This window comes from Pelagerythrobacter sp. Soil_C_18, from assembly GCF_057657235.1.
The window spans coordinates 50,704-67,814 of the sequence record NZ_JBDGIU010000008.1; the positions used below are offsets into that span (position 1 = coordinate 50,704).

The window sequence follows — 17,111 nt, forward strand, 5'->3', positions numbered from 1 at the left end:
GAAATCCATGGCCGTCAACACCAAGAACTGGCAGGAACTCAAGAAACCCAACAGCCTCGAGATCAAGGCCGGCAGCAAGTCGCGCACGGCCACTTTCGTCGCAGAACCGCTCGAGCGCGGTTTCGGCCTGACGCTCGGCAACGCGCTGCGCCGGGTGCTCCTCTCCAGCCTCCAGGGCGCGGCGATCACCTCGATCAAGATCGAGAACGTGCTGCACGAGTTCTCCTCGCTTGCCGGCGTGCGCGAGGACGTGACCGACATCGTGCTCAACGTGAAGCAGATCGCGCTCAAGATGGAAGGCGAGGGCCCCAAGCGCCTGCAGCTTTCGAAGACCGGCCCCGGCGCCGTGACCGCGGGCGACATCGCCGTTTCGGGCGATATGGAGGTGATGAACAAGGATCTCGTGATCTGTCACCTCGACGAAGGCGCCACGTTCAACGTGGAGCTGACTGCCGACACCGGCAAGGGCTATGTTCCTGCGGTGCAGAACCGTCCGGCCGATGCGCCGATCGGCCTGATCCCGGTCGACTCGCTCTACTCGCCGGTCCGCCAGGTCAGCTACAAGGTCGAGAACGCCCGCGTCGGGCAGGAACTCGACTATGACAAGCTGAGCCTGACGGTCGAGACCGACGGCACCGTGACCCCGGAAGACGCGCTGGCCTATGCCGCGCGCATCCTCCAGGACCAGCTCACGCTGTTCGTCCACTTCGAGGAAGGCATTCCGCAGCCGAGCTCGGCCATGATCGGCCACGCCGCGCAGCCGGAAGAGAGCGACGCCAACCAGCTCAACCGCTACCTGCTCAAGAAGGTGGACGAGCTCGAGCTGTCGGTCCGTTCGGCCAACTGCCTCAAGAACGACAACATCATCTACATCGGCGACCTGGTCCAGAAGACCGAGGCCGAGATGCTCCGCACGCCGAACTTCGGTCGCAAGTCGCTCAACGAGATCAAGGAAGTCCTGAGCTCGATGGGTCTGCGCCTCGGCATGGACATCCCTGGCTGGCCGCCGGAGAACATCGAAGAGATGGCCAAGAAGCTCGAGCAGGAACTGCTTGGCTGACGAATAGCCCTCTCCCCTTGCGGGAGAGGGTTGGGAGAGGGGGCAACGCGACCCCCTCTCAACTTCGACTAGCGTGCTGCGCACGCAAGTCTTCGTATCTCTCCCCTGAAGGGGAGAGAGGGACGGCCGACCCTCAATTCGGCCAGGACCGGGGTACCTCGTACGGCCCCCTTACGAACGGAGTAACGAGAAATGCGTCACGGAATTTCAGGCCGCAAGCTGCAGCGCAAGACCGGCCACCGCAAGGCCCTGTTCCGCAACATGGCCGCCGCGCTGATCAAGCACGAGCAGATCATGACTACGGCCCCCAAGGCCAAGGAACTGCGCCCCTACGTCGAGAAGCTGATCACGCTCGCCAAGCGCGGCGGCCTCAGCAACCGCCGCCTGGCGATGAGCCGTCTCGGTGACGAGACCCAGCTCAAGAAGCTGTTCGACGTTCTCGCCGAGCGCTATGCCGACCGCGACGGCGGCTACACCCGCGTGATCAAGGCCGGCTTCCGCGCCAGCGACGCCGCGCCGATGGCGGTAATCGAGCTCGTCGACCGCGACGTCGAGGCCAAGGGCCAGGACTCCGGCCCCGTCATGAATGACGAGGAAGAGTTCGAAGAAGCCTGAGGCAAAGCGTGAGTCCCCGCGAAGGCGGGGACCGCGTGCCACACGCATACCATTACCTGCCTGAGGCCCCCGCCTTCGCGGGGGCTCGCGAGGGCCGCGGGGGAAACTCCGCGGCCCTTTCGTTTGACTGGGCGCGAACGCGTGGCACAACGCGGCCCATGATCCGCCACGCTCTCGCCGCCGCCGCGCTGCTCGCGCCCGTTCCCACCCTCGCGCAAAGCCAGCAGGAGGCGCTCGACGCCCGCTACGACCGCGCGCTTGCCGCCGGCTACAAGGCGCTGTTCCTGTGCAGCGCGATCGCCAACGCCGAACGCGCCGGCGCGGAGCGGACGCCGGAGAGCGTGGTGCAGTGGGAACTCACCGGCATTCAGGCGCCGCTGGACGGGATCGTGGGCGAATTGCCCTACGAGATCGTTCGGGCGAGCGATGGCGCCGCGCAGGTCCGCCACGTCTCCGCCACCTGGGCGGACGACATGCCGCCACGCTACGCGGTGCACGACGCGGGCAAGGGCTGCGCGCTGCTCCCGGTCGGCGGGGAGCCCCCGCCGGCAGAGTCCTCCACACGGCAGGCGACCCACCCCTCCGCTCCGGTCGTACAACCCACGGCTGAGGCGCTGACCGCCGCGCTCGAGCGCGGCTTCTCGCCGGCCTACGGTGAAGGCGCGCGCACGACTGCCGTTCTGGTCCGACGCGGCGGAAACACGCTCGGCGAGCGCTATGTCGAAGGCTTCGGCCCGGACACGCCCCAGCGGACCTGGTCGGTCGCCAAGAGCATCGCTGCGACGCTCGTCGGCGCGGCGGTGCAAAGAGGGGCGGCGCGTGTCCATGCTCCTGCCCGGATCGCAGCATGGCAGAATCCGGGCGATCCACGCGGTGCCATTACGCTTGATGCGCTTCTTCGAATGGCGTCTGGACGTTACTCGGACACGCCAGGTAACCGTACAGACCCGATCTATTTTGGTGGAGCGACGGTCGACGAGGCGGCGGCGCCTTGGCCCCTGATCTCACCTCCTTTCGAGCAGGTGGTAACCTCCAGTGTGGAAGATGATCGAGGGAACCTCTATGTCACGACGAAGCCGCGAGGCGTATTCCGCTACGCCAACAACGACACGCTGATGGCGGTGAAAGCGATCGAGGACACATTCGCCGAGCATCCGCCGGCGGAGCTCTTCGCCAGGCTCGGCATGCACGACACCGTCGCGGAGACCGACTGGCAGGGGAACTACATCCTCTCCAGCCAGGTCTGGTCGACCGCGCGCGATCTCGCGGCGCTCGGCCAGCTCTACCTCGAGGGCGGCGTGTGGAACGGGGAGCGCCTGCTGCCCGAGGACTGGGCAGCCTACGTATCCAGCCCGAGCGGCCCGCAGCCGGACGGCGACTTCGGCTATGGCGCGGGCTTCTGGCTGTTCAACAAGTCCGAAGGCATTCCGCCCGACACTTTCGCCGCCATGGGCAACCGCGGGCAATACGTCGTGATCGTGCCGAGCCGCGATGTCGTCATCGTTCGCCGCGGCGAGGATCCGCCCGGCAATGGTTTCGATATCGCCGCCTTCACCCGCGACGTGCTCGCCGCGCTGGACAACTGATCCCTGACCGATTGCAAAGCCGCGTCAGGCGGTTACATCGGCAACGACTCTGGATCGGTCTTTCGGGAGATTACCATGCGCCTTCGTTCCGCCGCGCTCGCGGCTTCTGCCGTTTCGCTCGCCCTTGCAGCGCCGCTCACAGCCGAAGAGGTTCCCTTGCCCGCATATCCCGAAACCCGCACCGGCGACGTCGTCGAGACGCTCTTCGGCGAGGAGATCGCCGACCCATACCGCTGGCTCGAGGCGGACGTGCGCAACGATGCCGAAGTTGCGGCCTGGGTCGAGAAGCAGAGCACCTTCACCGACACTTATCTGAAGGCACTGCCCGGCAACGACTGGTTCAAGCAGCGCATCGGCGCGCTGCTCGACTACGAGCGCTTCGGCATCCCGCAGAAGGCCGGCGAGTACTATTTCTACACCCGCAACACCGGCCTGCAGAACCAGAGCCCGCTCTATGTCCGCCACGGCCTCGATGCGGAGCCGCGGCTGCTGATCGATCCGAACACCTGGGCCGATGACGGCGCGACCGCGCTCGCCGGGTGGGAGCCGTCGCAGAACGGCTCGCTGCTCGCCTATGCGGTGCAGGACGGCGGGACCGACTGGCGCATCATCCGCGTACTCGACGTGGAGACCGGGCAGCCGCTGGAAGACGAGATCCGCTGGGCCAAGTTCACCGGCATCTCGTGGCTCGGCAACGAAGGCTTCTTCTACTCGCGCTTTCCCGAGCCGGAGGAAGGGCAGGACTTCCAGGCGCTGAACTACAATCAGGCGGTCTACTACCACAAGCTCGGCACCCCGCAGTCGGAGGACCGCATGGTTTTCGCGACGCCCGAGCATCCGGAGCGCGGCCACGGCCTCGGCGTGTCCGACGACGGGCGCTGGGGCTTCGTCATCAGCTCGCTCGGCACCGACGCGAAGTACGAAGTGCACGTCATCGACCTGCAGGACCCGAGCGGCAAGTGGGACGCGAAGCCGCTCGTCACCGGGTTCGAGAACGCCTGGAACCCGATCGACACGATCGGCACCAAGGCGTTCTTCGTCACCAACAAGGACGCGCCCCGCTACCGCATCGTCACCGCCGACCTTTCCGCGCCGACGCCGACCTGGACGACGATCGTGCCCGAGACCGAGCAGCCGATCGACGGCGCCTCGATCGTCGGTGACAAACTGATCGTCACCTACCTCAAGGACGCCACGACCCGCGCGGCGGTCTACGACCTCGAAGGGGACCCGCTCGACGATATCGAGCTGGGCGAGCTCGGCACCGCAGGCGGCTTCGGCGGCAAGCCGGGCGATCCGGAGACGTTCTACACCTTCACCAGCTTCAACCGGCCGGGCACGATCTACCGCCTGAACATCGACACGGGCGAGACGAGCACCTTCGCCGAGCCCGAGCTGACGTTCGACCCGGCGCGCTTCGTCACCGAGCAGCAGTTCTACACCTCGAAAGACGGCACCCGCGTGCCGATGTTCATCGTCCGCCGCAACGACGTGACCGGCCCCGCGCCGACGCTGCTCTACGGCTACGGCGGGTTCGACATCTCGCTCACCCCGAGCTTCTCGGCCGCGCGCATGGCCTGGCTCGAGGCGGGCGGCGTCTTCGCGCTCGCCAACATCCGCGGCGGCGGCGAATACGGCAAGGCGTGGCACGACGCCGGGCGCCTGCACAACAAGCAGAACGTGTTCGACGACTTCATTGCCGCGGGTGAGTACCTGAAAGCGAACGGCTACACGACGCCCGAGGGTCTCGCGATCCAGGGCGGATCGAACGGCGGCCTGCTGGTCGGCGCGGTGGCCAACCAGCGGCCCGACCTGATCGACGCCGCCAATGCGGCGGTGGGCGTGATGGACATGCTGCGCTTCGACCGCTGGACCGCCGGCCGCTACTGGGTCGACGATTACGGCTATCCGTCCAAGGAGGAGGACTTCAAGGTCCTGCGTGCCTACTCGCCGTATCACAACATCCGCTCGGGCGTGGACTATCCGGCGATGCTCGTCACCACGGCCGATACCGACGACCGCGTGGTCCCGGGGCACAGCTTCAAGTACGCCGCCGCGCTCCAGGCCGCCGACGTGGGCGACAAGCCGCACCTGATCCGCATCGAGACCCGCGCCGGCCACGGCAGCGGCAAGCCGACCGACAAGGCGATCGAGGAAGGGGCCGACGTGCTCAGCTTCCTCGCGCACTGGACCGGCCTGGCCGTGCCGGAGGGCTCGACGGAGGAATAAGCTTCGTCGTCCCTGTGAGAGCAGGGGCCGGGAAAGACGCGGTCGGGTGCCACGCGCAATTCGCTGATGGCGCCCGACTGCACGACACGAGCATCAGCCGAGCCCTTGCCTTCGCGTGGGCGGCGAGGCCATTCATGTTGTTCCTGAATTTCCTGAACGAAGGCTGTCGCCCCGATTCAGCCTCGTCTCACTGCGACTCGTCTACAAAGGGCATCGCAGTCGGGAGCAGTTCGCTTCCGCCGACGGAGGAACGACCCATGAAGACCATTTCCAAAGCCCTGGTCGGAACCGTCGCCGCAGGTGCGATGGCGATGACTTCAGCTGCGCCCGCGATGGCGCGCGATTATTACGACCGCGACGATGGCATCGACGTCGGCGACGTGATCGCCGGCGCAGTGATCATCGGCGGCATTGCCGCGCTCGCCGGCGCCTTCGATGGCGACGACGACCGCTATCGCAACCGCTACCGTGGCAACAACTACGGCCCGCGCGGCGCGATCGAGCGCTGCGTTGCCGCGGTCGAGAACAACGCGCGCCGCTACGGCTACCGCTATGCCAACGTCACCGAAATCCGCGACGTCGATGGCCGCCGGGGCGATCTGCGCGTGAAGGGCCGCATGACGGTCGACGGGCGCTACGATCGCTACAGCCGCTACGGCTACGACCGCTACGATCGTGGCCGCGGCTACGACAGCGGCAAGTTCACCTGCCGCATCGACCGTGGCCGGGTCTACGACATCGACTACGACGGCATCCGCGGCCTGAGCTGAGGCCGAGGCAGAACACGACGGACCGGGCGGTTCAGGATGTCGAAATCCTGGACCGTCTAGTCCTTTCCGCAATCGAGCGGCAGAATGCCGCCGTTTGGAAGGCACCGGGCCCATGAGCCGCATCTCGAAGATCTCCGCCACGCTCGCGAGCGCCGCTGCGCTCGCCATGGCTGCGACGCCCGCCGTCGCGGCCGAGCTGCCCACGCGCGGCCCGGCAGTCGCGCACGACGCGCAGGCCGTCTGGAGCGCCGAAAGCGTCGCCGCCGAACGTTCGCGCTCGCGGCACCGGCACCGCCATTGGCGGCATCGCGACAACGGCATCGACGCTGGCGATGTGATCGCTGGCGCGGTCCTCATCGGCGGCATCGCTGCGCTTGCGGGCGCCTTCGACAACAATCGAGACGAACCGCGCGCCGACTATCGCTATCCCCAGCCGAGCTACCAGAGCGACGGACTCGACCGCGCGGCCGAGATGTGCGTGGCGGAAATCGAGCGCGACGTGCGCGTGGCCTCGGTTGACGGCGTGGACCGGGCCGCGGGCGGCTGGCGCGTGAACGGCTCGCTCTACGACGGCGGGCGCTTCACCTGCCGGATCGGCAACGACGGGCGCATTTCCGACATCGACTACGGCCAAGGCGGGGTGAGCTATACCACCGAGGCGCACGGCAATCAGTGGAACGACGAGACCTATGCCGCTGCCTGGGACCGTGTGGACGGCGGCACGGCACCCCTGCAGCCGGCCTATCCCGGCGGTCCGTTGCCGGGCGAGACTTACGAAGGCTACTGAGGCGCGGCCGCGGAGCGGTCAGCGTTCCGCCTCCGCATCCTCCTTCTTCCTCCGCTCGCGCTCGCGGTAAGTCGGCAGCGCGAGCTGCCAGCGGATCGCCGCGCCGCGTAGCGCGAAGCCGGCGGCCCAGGCCACGGTCCATGCCGCCGCATCGGGCAGGCCCGCAACAGTGCCGATTACCGTCAGGCTCGCCGAGAGCGCGGCGGCGGTAACATAGAGCTCTGGCCGCATTATGATCGACGGTACGCCCGCGATCACGTCGCGCACCACGCCGCCCGCACAGCCCGTGATGATGCCGAGAACGGCAGCCGGAAACGGGTCGACGCCATAGGCGAGCGCCTTGGCCGCGCCGAGCACGGCGAAGGCCGCCATGCCGGCCGCATCGGCCCATTCGAGCAGGCTCCCCTCCCACCAGCGGCGCGGCGTGAACCAGGCGATCAGCGCCGTGACGAAGATCACCAGCGCCACCCAGGGATCGCGCAGCCAGAAGGCCGGCGCGCCGATCAGCATGTCGCGCAAGGACCCGCCACCCACACCCGTCACCAGCGCGAAGAACGCCATGGTGACGAACGTCTGCTGCAACCTCGCCGCGAGCAGCGCACCGGTGAGCGCGAAAATCGCGGTGCCGGCGAGGTCTAGCAGAGGGGGCAGGGCGGGTGCGTCGGGAAACATGGCGCCCGTCCTAGGCCGGTTTCACGCGCGATGAAACGGGCGGCGTGGGTTCATCAGGGCACAAACCTCAAGTCAAATTGAATTCTTTCCCGAACCCGCTGTGAAGGCGCGGTCTCAGGCGGCTTGGTCGAGCCTGAGAGCTTCACAAGGTGCGCTTACGCCCACGGGACTTCCGCGAGACCGGGAGTCAGGGTCCCATGGCCGAGCGAGCATGGATCCCCGCCATTGCTACGGCTATAACTCGTTACGGGCTCAATTTCGAGCGCTCGTACACACGTTACTGCCATGGGTGCGGGCCTGATTTTCGTCTCAATGAAAGAGGCGCGCTTACTGTTGGCGCAAAAACCGGCTTCCCCCATCCCTCTGCGGTAGCCATGAGTGGTTTCCGAAGAAGGGGGCGGCGGCTCGTCAGACGAACTGGAGGCAGGTGGCAATGAAGACGATCGATATCCTGCTGTTAGCCTATGCTGCGCTCTATGTGGCCGTCTTCACGCTAGTTGGCGTATTCGCGTTCGACGAGGGCTGCTTGTTCAACTGCGCCGGCGGCTCGTTCGAGAACGAAAATCCGTATCACAATCCTATCACTTGGATCGTGCTCATTGTTCTTTTTTGGCCCGTTCCGGTGATGATGAAGCGAGTGATTGGCTTCGCGTCCCGATTCTTTCGCCGATGAAACATAGTCCCTGACCCGCTCGCTAGGAGCCAGCTGAGCTGAAGGCATTTTTGAGACCGTACGCGCCGACAAGTTGCAGTCGGATCCGAACGCAATCATTTAACCGTGCAGCACTTCCCCGATCGCCTTGGCCGCGGCGATGCAGTCGAGGTCGGACCAGCGCGGGCCGATCACCTGCATGCCGCAAGGCAGGCCGTCGGTCGCGCCGACCGGCAGCACGGTCGAGGGCAGATTGGGGAACGTCGCGATCCCGGCCCAGGCGAGGCCCGCGGCCGCGTTTTCCTCGCGCCCGTTGATCGTCAGCGTACCGTCGAACACGCGCCCCTCGCGGTGCGGGATCGCAAGCACCGGGGCGGGCGGAGCGAGGACGAAGTCGTAAGTCTCGAACAGCGCGTGCCACGCCGCTTCGTTGCGGGCCTGGGCGTCGAGCAGGTTGAACCAGTCGGTCGCGGTCGCGCGGCTGCCGTCGGGCGCGGGCATGCCGCGCGCCATCGCGATGTTGAGCATCTTCATGTAGTCCTGCTGCTGCCGGGCGAGATCCGGCAGCAGGTCGGTCGTGCGCTCCACTCGCACGCCTGCGGCTTCCAGCGCCGCGACCGCCGCCTCGATCGGACCGAGCACTGCGGCGTCGACCGGGCTTCCCGGATAGTCGGTCACCAGCAGCAGCCGGCAATCGGTGAGCCGCTTGCCGCGCGCGTGCATCGGGATCGATGCGGTCAACTGCAGCAGGAGGGCGAGATCCTCGGCATTGCGCGCAAGTGGCCCGGCGATCGAAAGCGCGCCGTCGTGCGCATCGCTGCCGGCCATCATCGGATGATCGTGGCCGTGCTTCGATATGAGGCCCCAACTCGTCTTGTGCCCCCAGACGCCGCAGAAGTGCGCCGGCACACGGACCGATCCGCCGATGTCGGTGCCGTACTCGCACGGCACCATGCCGCTCGCGACGGCCGCCGCCGAGCCGCCGGAGGAGCCGCCCGGGCTGCGGCTGGTATCGTGCGGATTGCGGGTGCGGCCGTAGACCGGGTTGCGCGACTGCCAGTCGGCCAGGTCGGGCGGCACATTGGTCTTGCCGATGAAGATCACGCCCGCCGCCTTGAGCTTCTGCACGATCCGTGCGTCGCGTTTGGCGATGTTTCCGGCGAACTGCTCGTGTCCCCACGAGGTCGGCAGGCCGGCGATGTCGAAGCTTTCCTTGATCGTCATCGGCACGCCGAACAGCGGGCGATCCTCGCCCGGCGTTTGACCGTCGAGTGCCTCGGCCGTTTCGCGCGCGCGCTCGAAATCCAGGACCACGACTGCATCGATCTGCATGTCCCGATCCTCGATCCGCGCGATCGCCGCATCGACCGCCTCGAGCGGCGACAGCTCCCCGCTGCGGATCTGCGCCGCGAGCGCGATTGCGCCCGGCTGGTCGGTCAATGTCGGAATCATTCGATCTTATCTCCCGTTCGCGCCGCAGCATGGGCAAACGGGCCTGATTTGCAAGCGCCGAGGCTCACCGCGGGGCGAGCGTGATCGACGCCGTCCCCGTGCCGCGGACCGGCAGGTAGAGCCCCTGTCCCGCTGCGGTCAGCCGGCCGGTCTGCACTTCCTCGATCCGTGCGCGGATCAGCAGGTCACCTTCGCGCTTGCTCTCGATCGCCCGCCCGATCTTCGCCAGGAGTTCGTCGTAGTCGTTCTCGAAGTTCTGGGCGAGCGCCAGCGCGATCGTCTGGGAGAAGCCCGGAGAATTGGCGAGGTCGAGCAGCAGATCCGCGCCCGTGCGGTTCGTATCACCGGTGACTTCGAGGTCGCGGAAGGAAACCTCGCGCGAGTTCTCGGCGTTGACCGGCCTCGCCGTCAGCCAGACCGTACCGCTGGCGGGGCCGAGCGCGCGGTCCCGGGGCGTGGCGGTGAAGGTGACACCCACCGCCAGGCGGCCGCCGGTGGTGCCATAGGCCTCGACCTCGCCGAAACGTGCGTCCACCGCACCGATGCCGGGGAGGGCGAAGGGCCGCTGCGCGCGCTTCGCCAGGGCCTCGGCGATCACCGGCTCGAGCTGGGCATAGTCCGCGATCACGGGGATGAAGAACACGAGCTTGCCGGGCTCCTCGTCGAGTTCCTCGAGCGGCGGAAGCGGCGTTGCGGCCGGATCGGCGGGCCGGTCGCCGACGAACGTCTCGGTACGCGCCTTCATGCCGAGCTGCACCTCGATCCGGTTGCCGGAGAGCGTGAAGCCGCCGTACTGCAGTTCCTGCGGGGTGATGCGCATCCACACCGGCGGGTTGGACTCGTTGAGCTGGAGCGAGGTGAAGGCCTTGCTCCACAGCCGTTCGACCTCGCTGCGGAGCTGCACTTTGGCGATCTCGCGCGGCAGCGTGCGCTCCAGCCGCGCCACCACGCCCTTGAGCTTGGCGTCGGCGCTGCTGGTGAATTCGATGCGCTGGCCGAGGAAGTCGATGTGCGGCGCGTCGGTCCAGTCGTACTCGATGTCGACCGTGCCGCGCGGGGTCCAGTCGCGGTTGAGCGTGATATCGACCACTGCCCGCACCCGCGCGTCGCCGGTCGCGGTCTCTTGCTTGAACACGCCGGCGATGTCCTGGGCGCGCACTTCGGCGTGGATCGGCATGGTGACCACGATCCGCTGCCCGCGCCCTTCGAACGTCAGCCGACCGCGGGTGACCCGGCCGACGATGTCGCACTTGATCCGCGGCGTCTTGAGCTTGACGAAGGCGACCTCGACCTGTTCCGAGGCGACGCAGGTTTCCCCCTTTCGGTCGATCGTCCACAGCGTGCGCGGCACTTCCCGTTCGAGCGCGGTGCGAAGCTCGGACAGGTCGGCCGTGACTGGCACGGCAATGACGGAGGATTGCGGCGGAACCTCGATCGTGCCCTCGGCTCGCGGTGGCGGGCCGGCGGGGGCATCCTTCTTGCAACCCGCCAGCGCGAACGCGGCCACGAGGGCCACCAATGCGGCAATTCGACCGATCGCCATGGATCGCTGCATCCTGTTGCCCTGGATGCAGATATACCCGGGCCGGCGTTCGGTTCCAGCGCGAAACGAACGCCTGCGCCGGAACCGTGCTGCCGGTTACATATGGATCGGCTTGCCGGTCACCGCCATCGCCGCTTCCTTGATCGCCTCGCTGTGCGTCGGGTGAGCGTGGCAGGTGTAGGCGATGTCCTCGCTGGTGGCGCCGAATTCCATCGCCTGGGCGGCCTGCGCGATCATCGTGCCGGCGACGCTGGCGATGCACCACACGCCGAGCACGCGGTCCGTCTCGGCATCGGCGATCACCTTCACGAAGCCCTCGGGCTCGTGGTTGGTCTTGGCGCGGCTGTTGGCGAGCATCGGGAACTTGCCGACCTTGACCTCGCCCTTCTCCTTCGCCTGTTCCTCGGTCAGGCCGACGCCGGCGATCTCGGGCCAGGTGTAGACGACGCTCGGGATCACCGCGTGATTCACGATGCCGGTCTGCCCGGCGATGTTCTCCGCGACCGCAATGCCTTCGTCCTCGGCCTTGTGCGCCAGCATCGGGCCGGGGATAACGTCGCCGATCGCCCAGACGCCGTCGACCTTCGTGCGAAAATCATGGTCGGTCTCGATCTGGCCGCGCTGGTTCGGCTCCAGCCCGATCGCATCGAGCCCGAGTCCCTCGGTGTTCGGCCGCCGCCCGATCGAGACGAGCACGCAGTCGGCCTCCAGCGTCTCGCTGTCGCCGCCGTTCGCGGGTTCGAGCGTCAGCGTCGCTTTCTTGCCCTTGACCGTGCAGCCGGTGACCTTGGTCGAGAGGCGCAGTTCCATGCCCTGCTTCTTGAAGATCTTGGCCGCTTCCTTGCGCACGTCGCCGTCCATGCCGGGGAGGAGCTGGTCGAGGAATTCGACCACGGTGACCTCGGCGCCGAGGCGGCGCCAGACCGAGCCGAGTTCCAGCCCGATTACGCCGCCGCCGATCACGACCATCTTCTTGGGCACTTTGGCGAGCTCGAGCGCGCCGGTGCTGTCGACCACCACGCCCTTGTCGTTGTCGACCTCGACGCCCTTGAGCTCGGTCACCGAGGAGCCGGTGGCGATTACGACGTTCTTCGCCGTCACCGTCTCATCGCCGACCTTCACGGTGTGCGCATCCTCGAACGCGGCGCGGCCCTTGAGCCAGGTTACCTTGTTCTTCTTGAACAGGAACTCGATCCCGCCGGTGAGCTGCTTGACCGCGTCCTGGCGCTGACCGTGCATCGCATCGAGGTTCAGCTTGGGACTGACCTCGACGCCCATCTTCGCCATCGCGCCGTTCGCCGCGGCATCGAAATACTCGCTCGCGTGGAGCATCGCCTTCGAAGGAATGCAGCCGACGTTGAGGCAGGTGCCGCCAAGCGTGTCGCGGCTCTCCGCGCAGGCCGTCTTCAGCCCGAGCTGCGCCGCTCGGATCGCCGCGACATAGCCGCCGGGTCCGGCACCGATAACAAGGACGTCGTAGTCGTAGTTCTGGTCAGCCATTTCCAACTCCGTCATCCCGGCGAAAGCCGGGATCGCTGGCCGCTAGGTCCAGCATTGCCGCACGCGATCCCGGCTCGTCCCGGGACGACGTGAGCGATTACAAATCGATCAGCATCCGCGTCGGATCCTCGATCGCTTCCTTCATGATCTTCAGCGCGGTCACGGCCTCGCGGCCGTCGATCAGGCGGTGATCGTAGGAGAGCGCGATATACATCATCGGGCGCACCACGATCTCGCCATCGACCACGACGGCACGGTCCTCGATCCGATGCAGGCCGAGCACGGCGCTCTGCGGCGGATTGATGATCGGGGTCGACATCAGGCTGCCGAACACGCCGCCGTTGGAGATGGTGAAGGTGCCGCCCTTCATGTCGTCCATCGTCAGCGTGCCTTCGCGGGCGCGCTTGCCGAAGTCGGCGATGTCCTTCTCGATCTGGGCGAATCCCTTGCGGTCGGCGTCGCGCACCACCGGCACGACGAGCCCGTTGGGCGCGCTGACCGCCACCGAAATGTCGACGTAGTCGTGATAAACGATCTCGTCGCCTTCGATATAGGCGTTGACCGAAGGCACGTCCTTCAGCGCGAGGCACGCGGCCTTGGCGAAGAAGCCCATGAAGCCGAGCTTGATATCGTGCTTCTTGGCGAACAGGTCCTTGTACTTCTCGCGCGCCTCGATCACCGCGCTCATGTCGCAGTCGTTGAAGGTCGTGAGCAGCGCCGCGTTCTCCTGCGCGCTCTTCAGCCGCTTGGCGATCGTCTGGCGCATCCGCGTCATCTTGACGCGCTCCTCGCGCCGCTCGCCTTCGGCCGCGGGGGCAGGAATGTCGATCTTCGCCTGCGCCGGCGCGGCGTCGTCGATCGTGTCCGCGCCGCCCTTCTTGGCCTCGGCGGCGGCGAGCACGTCTTCCTTGGTCAGGCGGCCGTCCTTGCCCGTGCCCTTGATGGTCGTCGGATCGACCCCATGCTCCAGCACTGCGCGGCGCACCGCGGGGGACAGCGTCTGCGTATCGACCGGGGCAGCTTCCTTGGCAGCGGCGGGCGCGGGGGCGGGCTTGTCCGCCTTCTCCTCCGCCGGCTGTTCGGGAGCCTTCTCCTGCCGCGGTTCGACCTTGGTGCTCTCACCCGCAGCCACGTCGTCCTCGATCACGGCGATCACCGCGCCGACCTCGACCGTATCGCCCACGGCGAACTTCTGTTCGCCCAGGATGCCGCCGACGGGCGAGGGGACTTCGACCGCGACCTTGTCGGTCTCGAGGCTGACGATCGGCTCGTCGACCTTCACCGCATCGCCGGGCTTTTTCAGCCACTCGCCGATCGTGCCTTCGGTGACCGATTCACCGAGCGTGGGGACTTTGACTTCGCTGGCCATATTCGCGTTCCTCAAGCCTTCTTCTTGCCGGCAGTCTTGCCATTGCGCGCGGCCTCGCCGCCATCGTTCAGTCCGAGCGCCATCGAGACGAGGCAGCGCTGCTGCTCCTCATGCCGCTTGGCGAGCCCGGTTGCGGGGGAGGCCGCGACCTCGCGCCCGGCATAGCGCGGCCGCATGCCCTGATGCCCGGCAGATGCGAGCGCTTCCTCGATCTGGCTCTCGACGAAGAACCAGGCGCCATTGTTCTTCGGCTCCTCCTGGCACCAGATCACATCTTCGAGATTGGTCATCCGGCCGAGACGCAGCGCGAGCGCTTCGCCGGGGAAGGGATAGAGCTGCTCGATTCGCACGATCGACACATCGTCCAGCCCTTCCTCGTCGCGCTTCTCGATCAGGTCGTAGGCGACCTTGCCCGAACATAGCACGAGGCGGCGGATTGTCTCGTCGGCGATATCCGCCGTGTCGCTGACGATGCGGCGGAAGTGGCTTTCGCCCAGGAACTCGTCCGCGCTGCTCTTGGCCATCGGGTGCCGCAGCAGCGACTTGGGCGTCATGATGATCAGCGGCTTGCGGAACGAGCGCTTCATCTGCCGGCGCAGGACGTGGAAGTAGTTCGCCGGCACGGTGATGTTGCACACCTGGATATTGTCGTTCGCGCAGAGCTGCAGGAACCGCTCGAGGCGAGCGGAGGAATGCTCCGGCCCCTGGCCTTCGTAGCCGTGCGGCAGCAGCATCACGAGCCCGTTCGCGCGCAGCCACTTGACCTCGCCCGCGGCGATGTACTGGTCGATCGTGATCTGCGCGCCGTTGGCGAAGTCGCCGAACTGCGCTTCCCACAGCACCAGCGTCTTCGGGTCGGCCGATGCGAACCCGTATTCGAAGCCGAGCACGCCGTATTCGCTCAGCGGGCTGTCGTAGACCTCGAACTTGCCGTGCGGGAGCTGGGTGAGCGGGATGTACTTGCGCTCGTCGGTCTGGTCGACCCAGACCGCGTGGCGCTGGCTGAACGTGCCGCGGCCCGAATCCTGGCCGGACAGGCGCACGCCGAAGCCTTCGGTCACCAGGCTGCCGAACGCGAGCGCCTCCGCAGTCGCCCAGTCGAAGCCTTGGCCGCTTTCGAACATCTTGCGCTTGGCATCGAGCACGCGGCCGAGTGTCTTGTGGATCGTCAGATCCTCAGGCGCGCCGGTGAGCGTGCGGCCGAGGCTGTCGAACAGCTTGCGCTCCACGCCGGTGTCGATGTTGCGGCGCGCGGTTTCCGGATCGGCCGGCTTGTTGAGCCCGGTCCAGCGGCCGCCGAACCAGTCCGCCTCGTTGGGCTTGTAGCTCTTGGCCGCTTCGAACTCCTGCTCCAGCGTATCGACGAATTCGGCGCTCAGCTTGTCGCGCTCGCCTTCGTCGATCACGCCCTGCTCGACCAGCCGCGCAGCGTAGATCTCGCTGACCTTCGGATGGTTCTTGATCGCATCGTACATCAGCGGCTGGGTGAACTTGGGCTCGTCGCCTTCGTTATGCCCGAAGCGGCGGTAGCACCACATGTCGATCACGATGTCGCGGCCGAAGCGCTGGCGGTATTCGACCGCCAGCTTGCAGGCGAAGGTCACCGCCTCCGGATCGTCGCCGTTGACGTGCAGGATCGGGGCCTGGACGCCCTTGGCAACGTCGGACGGGTAGGGCGAGGAGCGCGCAAACTTGGGGCTCGTCGTAAACCCGATCTGGTTGTTGATGACGAAGTGGATGCAGCCGCCGGTGTTGTAGCCGGCGACGCCGGAGAAGCCGAAGCATTCCCACACGATGCCCTGGCCGGCGAAGGCCGCATCGCCGTGGATCAGTACGGGCAGGACCTGCTCGTGCTTCTTCAGGTCGTCGCGGATCGCCTGCTGGGCGCGGGTCTTGCCGAGCACGACCGGGTCCACCGCCTCGAGGTGCGAGGGGTTGGGCACGAGGCTCATGTGCACGTCGATGCCGTCGAACTCGCGGTCGGTGCTGGTGCCGAGGTGGTACTTCACGTCGCCCGATCCGCCGACATCCTCCGGATTGGCGCTGCCGCCGGAGAATTCGTGGAAGATCACCTTGTAGGGCTTGCCCATGACGTTCGCGAGCACGTTCAGCCGGCCGCGGTGGGCCATGCCGTAGATGATCTCGCGCACGCCCGACTGACCGCCGTACTTGATGACCGCTTCGAGCGCCGGGATCATCGATTCTCCGCCGTCGAGGCCGAAGCGCTTGGTGCCGACGTACTTCTTGGCGAGGAACGCCTCGTACTGCTCGCCGCGGACCACGGCGGCGAGGATCGCGCGCTTGCCCTCCGGCGTGAACTGGATGACGTCTTCCGGCCCTTCGAACTTCTCCTGCAGGAAGCGCCGTTCCTCGACGTCGGCGATGTGCATGTATTCGAGGCCGACCTTGCCGCAGTAGCTCGAGCGCAGAATCTCCGCGAGCTCGCCGACCTTCAGCCAGTCGCGGCCCATCAGCCCGCCGACGTAGACTTCCTTGTCGTCCTGCCCGGCGAAGCCGTGCCACTCGATCCGCAGATCCTCGGGCAGCTCGCGATTGCTGAGGCCGAGCGGATCGAGATCCGCCGCCAGGTGCCCGCGCACGCGGTAGAGCCGGATGAGCAGCATGGCGCGGATCGAATCCGCCGCCGCTTCCTCGATCGCCTTGGGATCGGTCGGCTTGCCCGCCTTCTCGGCCGCGGCCTTGACCGCGATCTTCATCGTCGTCGGGTCGAGCGCCTGGATCAGGTCGCTCTCGGAATCGATCCCGGTCAGCGGCCAGCGGGGATTGTCCCAGCTCGGCCCCGGCTGCGGCCCTCCCTGATCGGAAAGTTCGGGGAGAAAATCGTGGCTCTCGTTACCCATTTGAATCTCCGTGAG

General features: G+C 66.8%; 13 protein-coding genes. 7 read left to right on the plus strand and 6 right to left on the minus strand.

Annotated features, from left to right (window positions below):
* The first annotated feature begins 7 nt into the window (after positions 1-7).
* The 6 genes from AC3A5N_RS15390 (at position 8) to AC3A5N_RS15415 (ending at position 7,047) form a co-directional block, all read left to right on the plus strand.
* Entirely contained in the window at positions 8-1,060 is a 1,053-nt protein-coding gene (locus AC3A5N_RS15390; protein WP_487738198.1) for a DNA-directed RNA polymerase subunit alpha, read from the plus strand.
* Between the two features lie 192 nt (positions 1,061-1,252).
* A complete protein-coding gene (gene rplQ, locus AC3A5N_RS15395) occupies positions 1,253-1,675 on the plus strand; it encodes a 50S ribosomal protein L17 (RefSeq protein ID WP_487738199.1) in 423 nt (140 codons plus the stop codon).
* A gap of 158 nt (positions 1,676-1,833) precedes the next feature.
* The gene (locus AC3A5N_RS15400) at positions 1,834-3,261 is read left to right on the plus strand and encodes a serine hydrolase domain-containing protein (RefSeq protein ID WP_487738200.1); all 1,428 of its coding nucleotides are present in this window, start codon (positions 1,834-1,836) and stop codon (positions 3,259-3,261) included.
* 75 nt (positions 3,262-3,336) lie between these two features.
* Positions 3,337-5,490, plus strand: coding sequence for a prolyl oligopeptidase family serine peptidase (locus AC3A5N_RS15405; protein ID WP_487738201.1), 2,154 nt, complete (start codon positions 3,337-3,339; stop codon positions 5,488-5,490).
* Between the two features lie 257 nt (positions 5,491-5,747).
* Entirely contained in the window at positions 5,748-6,260 is a 513-nt protein-coding gene (locus tag AC3A5N_RS15410; RefSeq protein ID WP_487738202.1) for a hypothetical protein, read from the plus strand.
* A 112-nt stretch (positions 6,261-6,372) separates the two neighbouring features.
* Positions 6,373-7,047, plus strand: a complete 675-nt coding sequence (locus AC3A5N_RS15415) for a hypothetical protein (protein WP_487738203.1) — start codon at positions 6,373-6,375, stop codon at positions 7,045-7,047.
* An 18-nt stretch (positions 7,048-7,065) separates the two neighbouring features.
* On the opposite strand, the gene AC3A5N_RS15420 is transcribed toward AC3A5N_RS15415, so the two are convergent.
* Positions 7,066-7,719, minus strand: coding sequence for a trimeric intracellular cation channel family protein (locus AC3A5N_RS15420; RefSeq protein WP_487738204.1), 654 nt, complete (start codon positions 7,717-7,719; stop codon positions 7,066-7,068).
* A 433-nt stretch (positions 7,720-8,152) separates the two neighbouring features.
* On the opposite strand from AC3A5N_RS15420, the gene AC3A5N_RS15425 reads away from it, so the two are divergent.
* Positions 8,153-8,392 (plus strand): hypothetical protein, encoded by a 240-nt coding sequence (locus tag AC3A5N_RS15425; RefSeq protein WP_487738205.1) that lies wholly within the window; start codon positions 8,153-8,155, stop codon positions 8,390-8,392.
* 99 nt (positions 8,393-8,491) lie between these two features.
* Here AC3A5N_RS15425 and AC3A5N_RS15430 read toward each other — a convergent pair whose 3' ends face one another.
* The 5 genes from AC3A5N_RS15430 to AC3A5N_RS15450 all read right to left on the minus strand — a co-directional run bounded on the left by AC3A5N_RS15430 (position 8,492) and on the right by AC3A5N_RS15450 (position 17,096).
* Positions 8,492-9,823 carry an amidase family protein gene (locus AC3A5N_RS15430; protein WP_487738206.1) on the minus strand — a complete coding sequence of 444 codons (1,332 nt, stop codon included), beginning with the start codon at positions 9,821-9,823 and terminating at the stop codon, positions 8,492-8,494.
* A gap of 64 nt (positions 9,824-9,887) precedes the next feature.
* Positions 9,888-11,366 (minus strand): DUF4403 family protein, encoded by a 1,479-nt coding sequence (locus tag AC3A5N_RS15435; RefSeq protein WP_487738207.1) that lies wholly within the window; start codon positions 11,364-11,366, stop codon positions 9,888-9,890.
* A gap of 96 nt (positions 11,367-11,462) precedes the next feature.
* Complete coding sequence (gene lpdA / locus AC3A5N_RS15440) at positions 11,463-12,866, minus strand: dihydrolipoyl dehydrogenase (protein WP_487738208.1); 1,404 nt, start codon at positions 12,864-12,866, stop codon at positions 11,463-11,465.
* Between the two features lie 97 nt (positions 12,867-12,963).
* Positions 12,964-14,235: a 2-oxoglutarate dehydrogenase complex dihydrolipoyllysine-residue succinyltransferase gene (odhB, locus tag AC3A5N_RS15445; protein WP_487738209.1), complete on the minus strand. Its 1,272-nt coding sequence runs from the start codon at positions 14,233-14,235 to the stop codon at positions 12,964-12,966.
* An 11-nt stretch (positions 14,236-14,246) separates the two neighbouring features.
* On the minus strand, positions 14,247-17,096 hold the full coding sequence (locus tag AC3A5N_RS15450) for a 2-oxoglutarate dehydrogenase E1 component (RefSeq protein ID WP_487738210.1): 2,850 nt from the start codon (positions 17,094-17,096) through the stop codon (positions 14,247-14,249).
* Positions 17,097-17,111 lie beyond the last annotated feature (15 nt).

Excerpts from the sequence above, each read along its gene's own strand:
- AC3A5N_RS15390 (WP_487738198.1), top strand. The coding sequence starts at position 8 with ATGGCCGTCAACACCAAGAACTGGCAGGAACTCAAGAAACCCAACAGC.
- rplQ (WP_487738199.1), top strand. The coding sequence starts at position 1,253 with ATGCGTCACGGAATTTCAGGCCGCAAGCTGCAGCGCAAGACCGGCCAC.
- AC3A5N_RS15400 (WP_487738200.1), top strand. The coding sequence starts at position 1,834 with ATGATCCGCCACGCTCTCGCCGCCGCCGCGCTGCTCGCGCCCGTTCCC.
- AC3A5N_RS15405 (WP_487738201.1), top strand. The coding sequence starts at position 3,337 with ATGCGCCTTCGTTCCGCCGCGCTCGCGGCTTCTGCCGTTTCGCTCGCC.
- AC3A5N_RS15410 (WP_487738202.1), top strand. The coding sequence starts at position 5,748 with ATGAAGACCATTTCCAAAGCCCTGGTCGGAACCGTCGCCGCAGGTGCG.
- AC3A5N_RS15415 (WP_487738203.1), top strand. The coding sequence starts at position 6,373 with ATGAGCCGCATCTCGAAGATCTCCGCCACGCTCGCGAGCGCCGCTGCG.
- AC3A5N_RS15420 (WP_487738204.1), bottom strand. The coding sequence starts at position 7,719 with ATGTTTCCCGACGCACCCGCCCTGCCCCCTCTGCTAGACCTCGCCGGC.
- AC3A5N_RS15425 (WP_487738205.1), top strand. The coding sequence starts at position 8,153 with ATGAAGACGATCGATATCCTGCTGTTAGCCTATGCTGCGCTCTATGTG.
- AC3A5N_RS15430 (WP_487738206.1), bottom strand. The coding sequence starts at position 9,823 with ATGATTCCGACATTGACCGACCAGCCGGGCGCAATCGCGCTCGCGGCG.
- AC3A5N_RS15435 (WP_487738207.1), bottom strand. The coding sequence starts at position 11,366 with ATGGCGATCGGTCGAATTGCCGCATTGGTGGCCCTCGTGGCCGCGTTC.
- lpdA (WP_487738208.1), bottom strand. The coding sequence starts at position 12,866 with ATGGCTGACCAGAACTACGACTACGACGTCCTTGTTATCGGTGCCGGA.
- odhB (WP_487738209.1), bottom strand. The coding sequence starts at position 14,235 with ATGGCCAGCGAAGTCAAAGTCCCCACGCTCGGTGAATCGGTCACCGAA.
- AC3A5N_RS15450 (WP_487738210.1), bottom strand. The coding sequence starts at position 17,096 with ATGGGTAACGAGAGCCACGATTTTCTCCCCGAACTTTCCGATCAGGGA.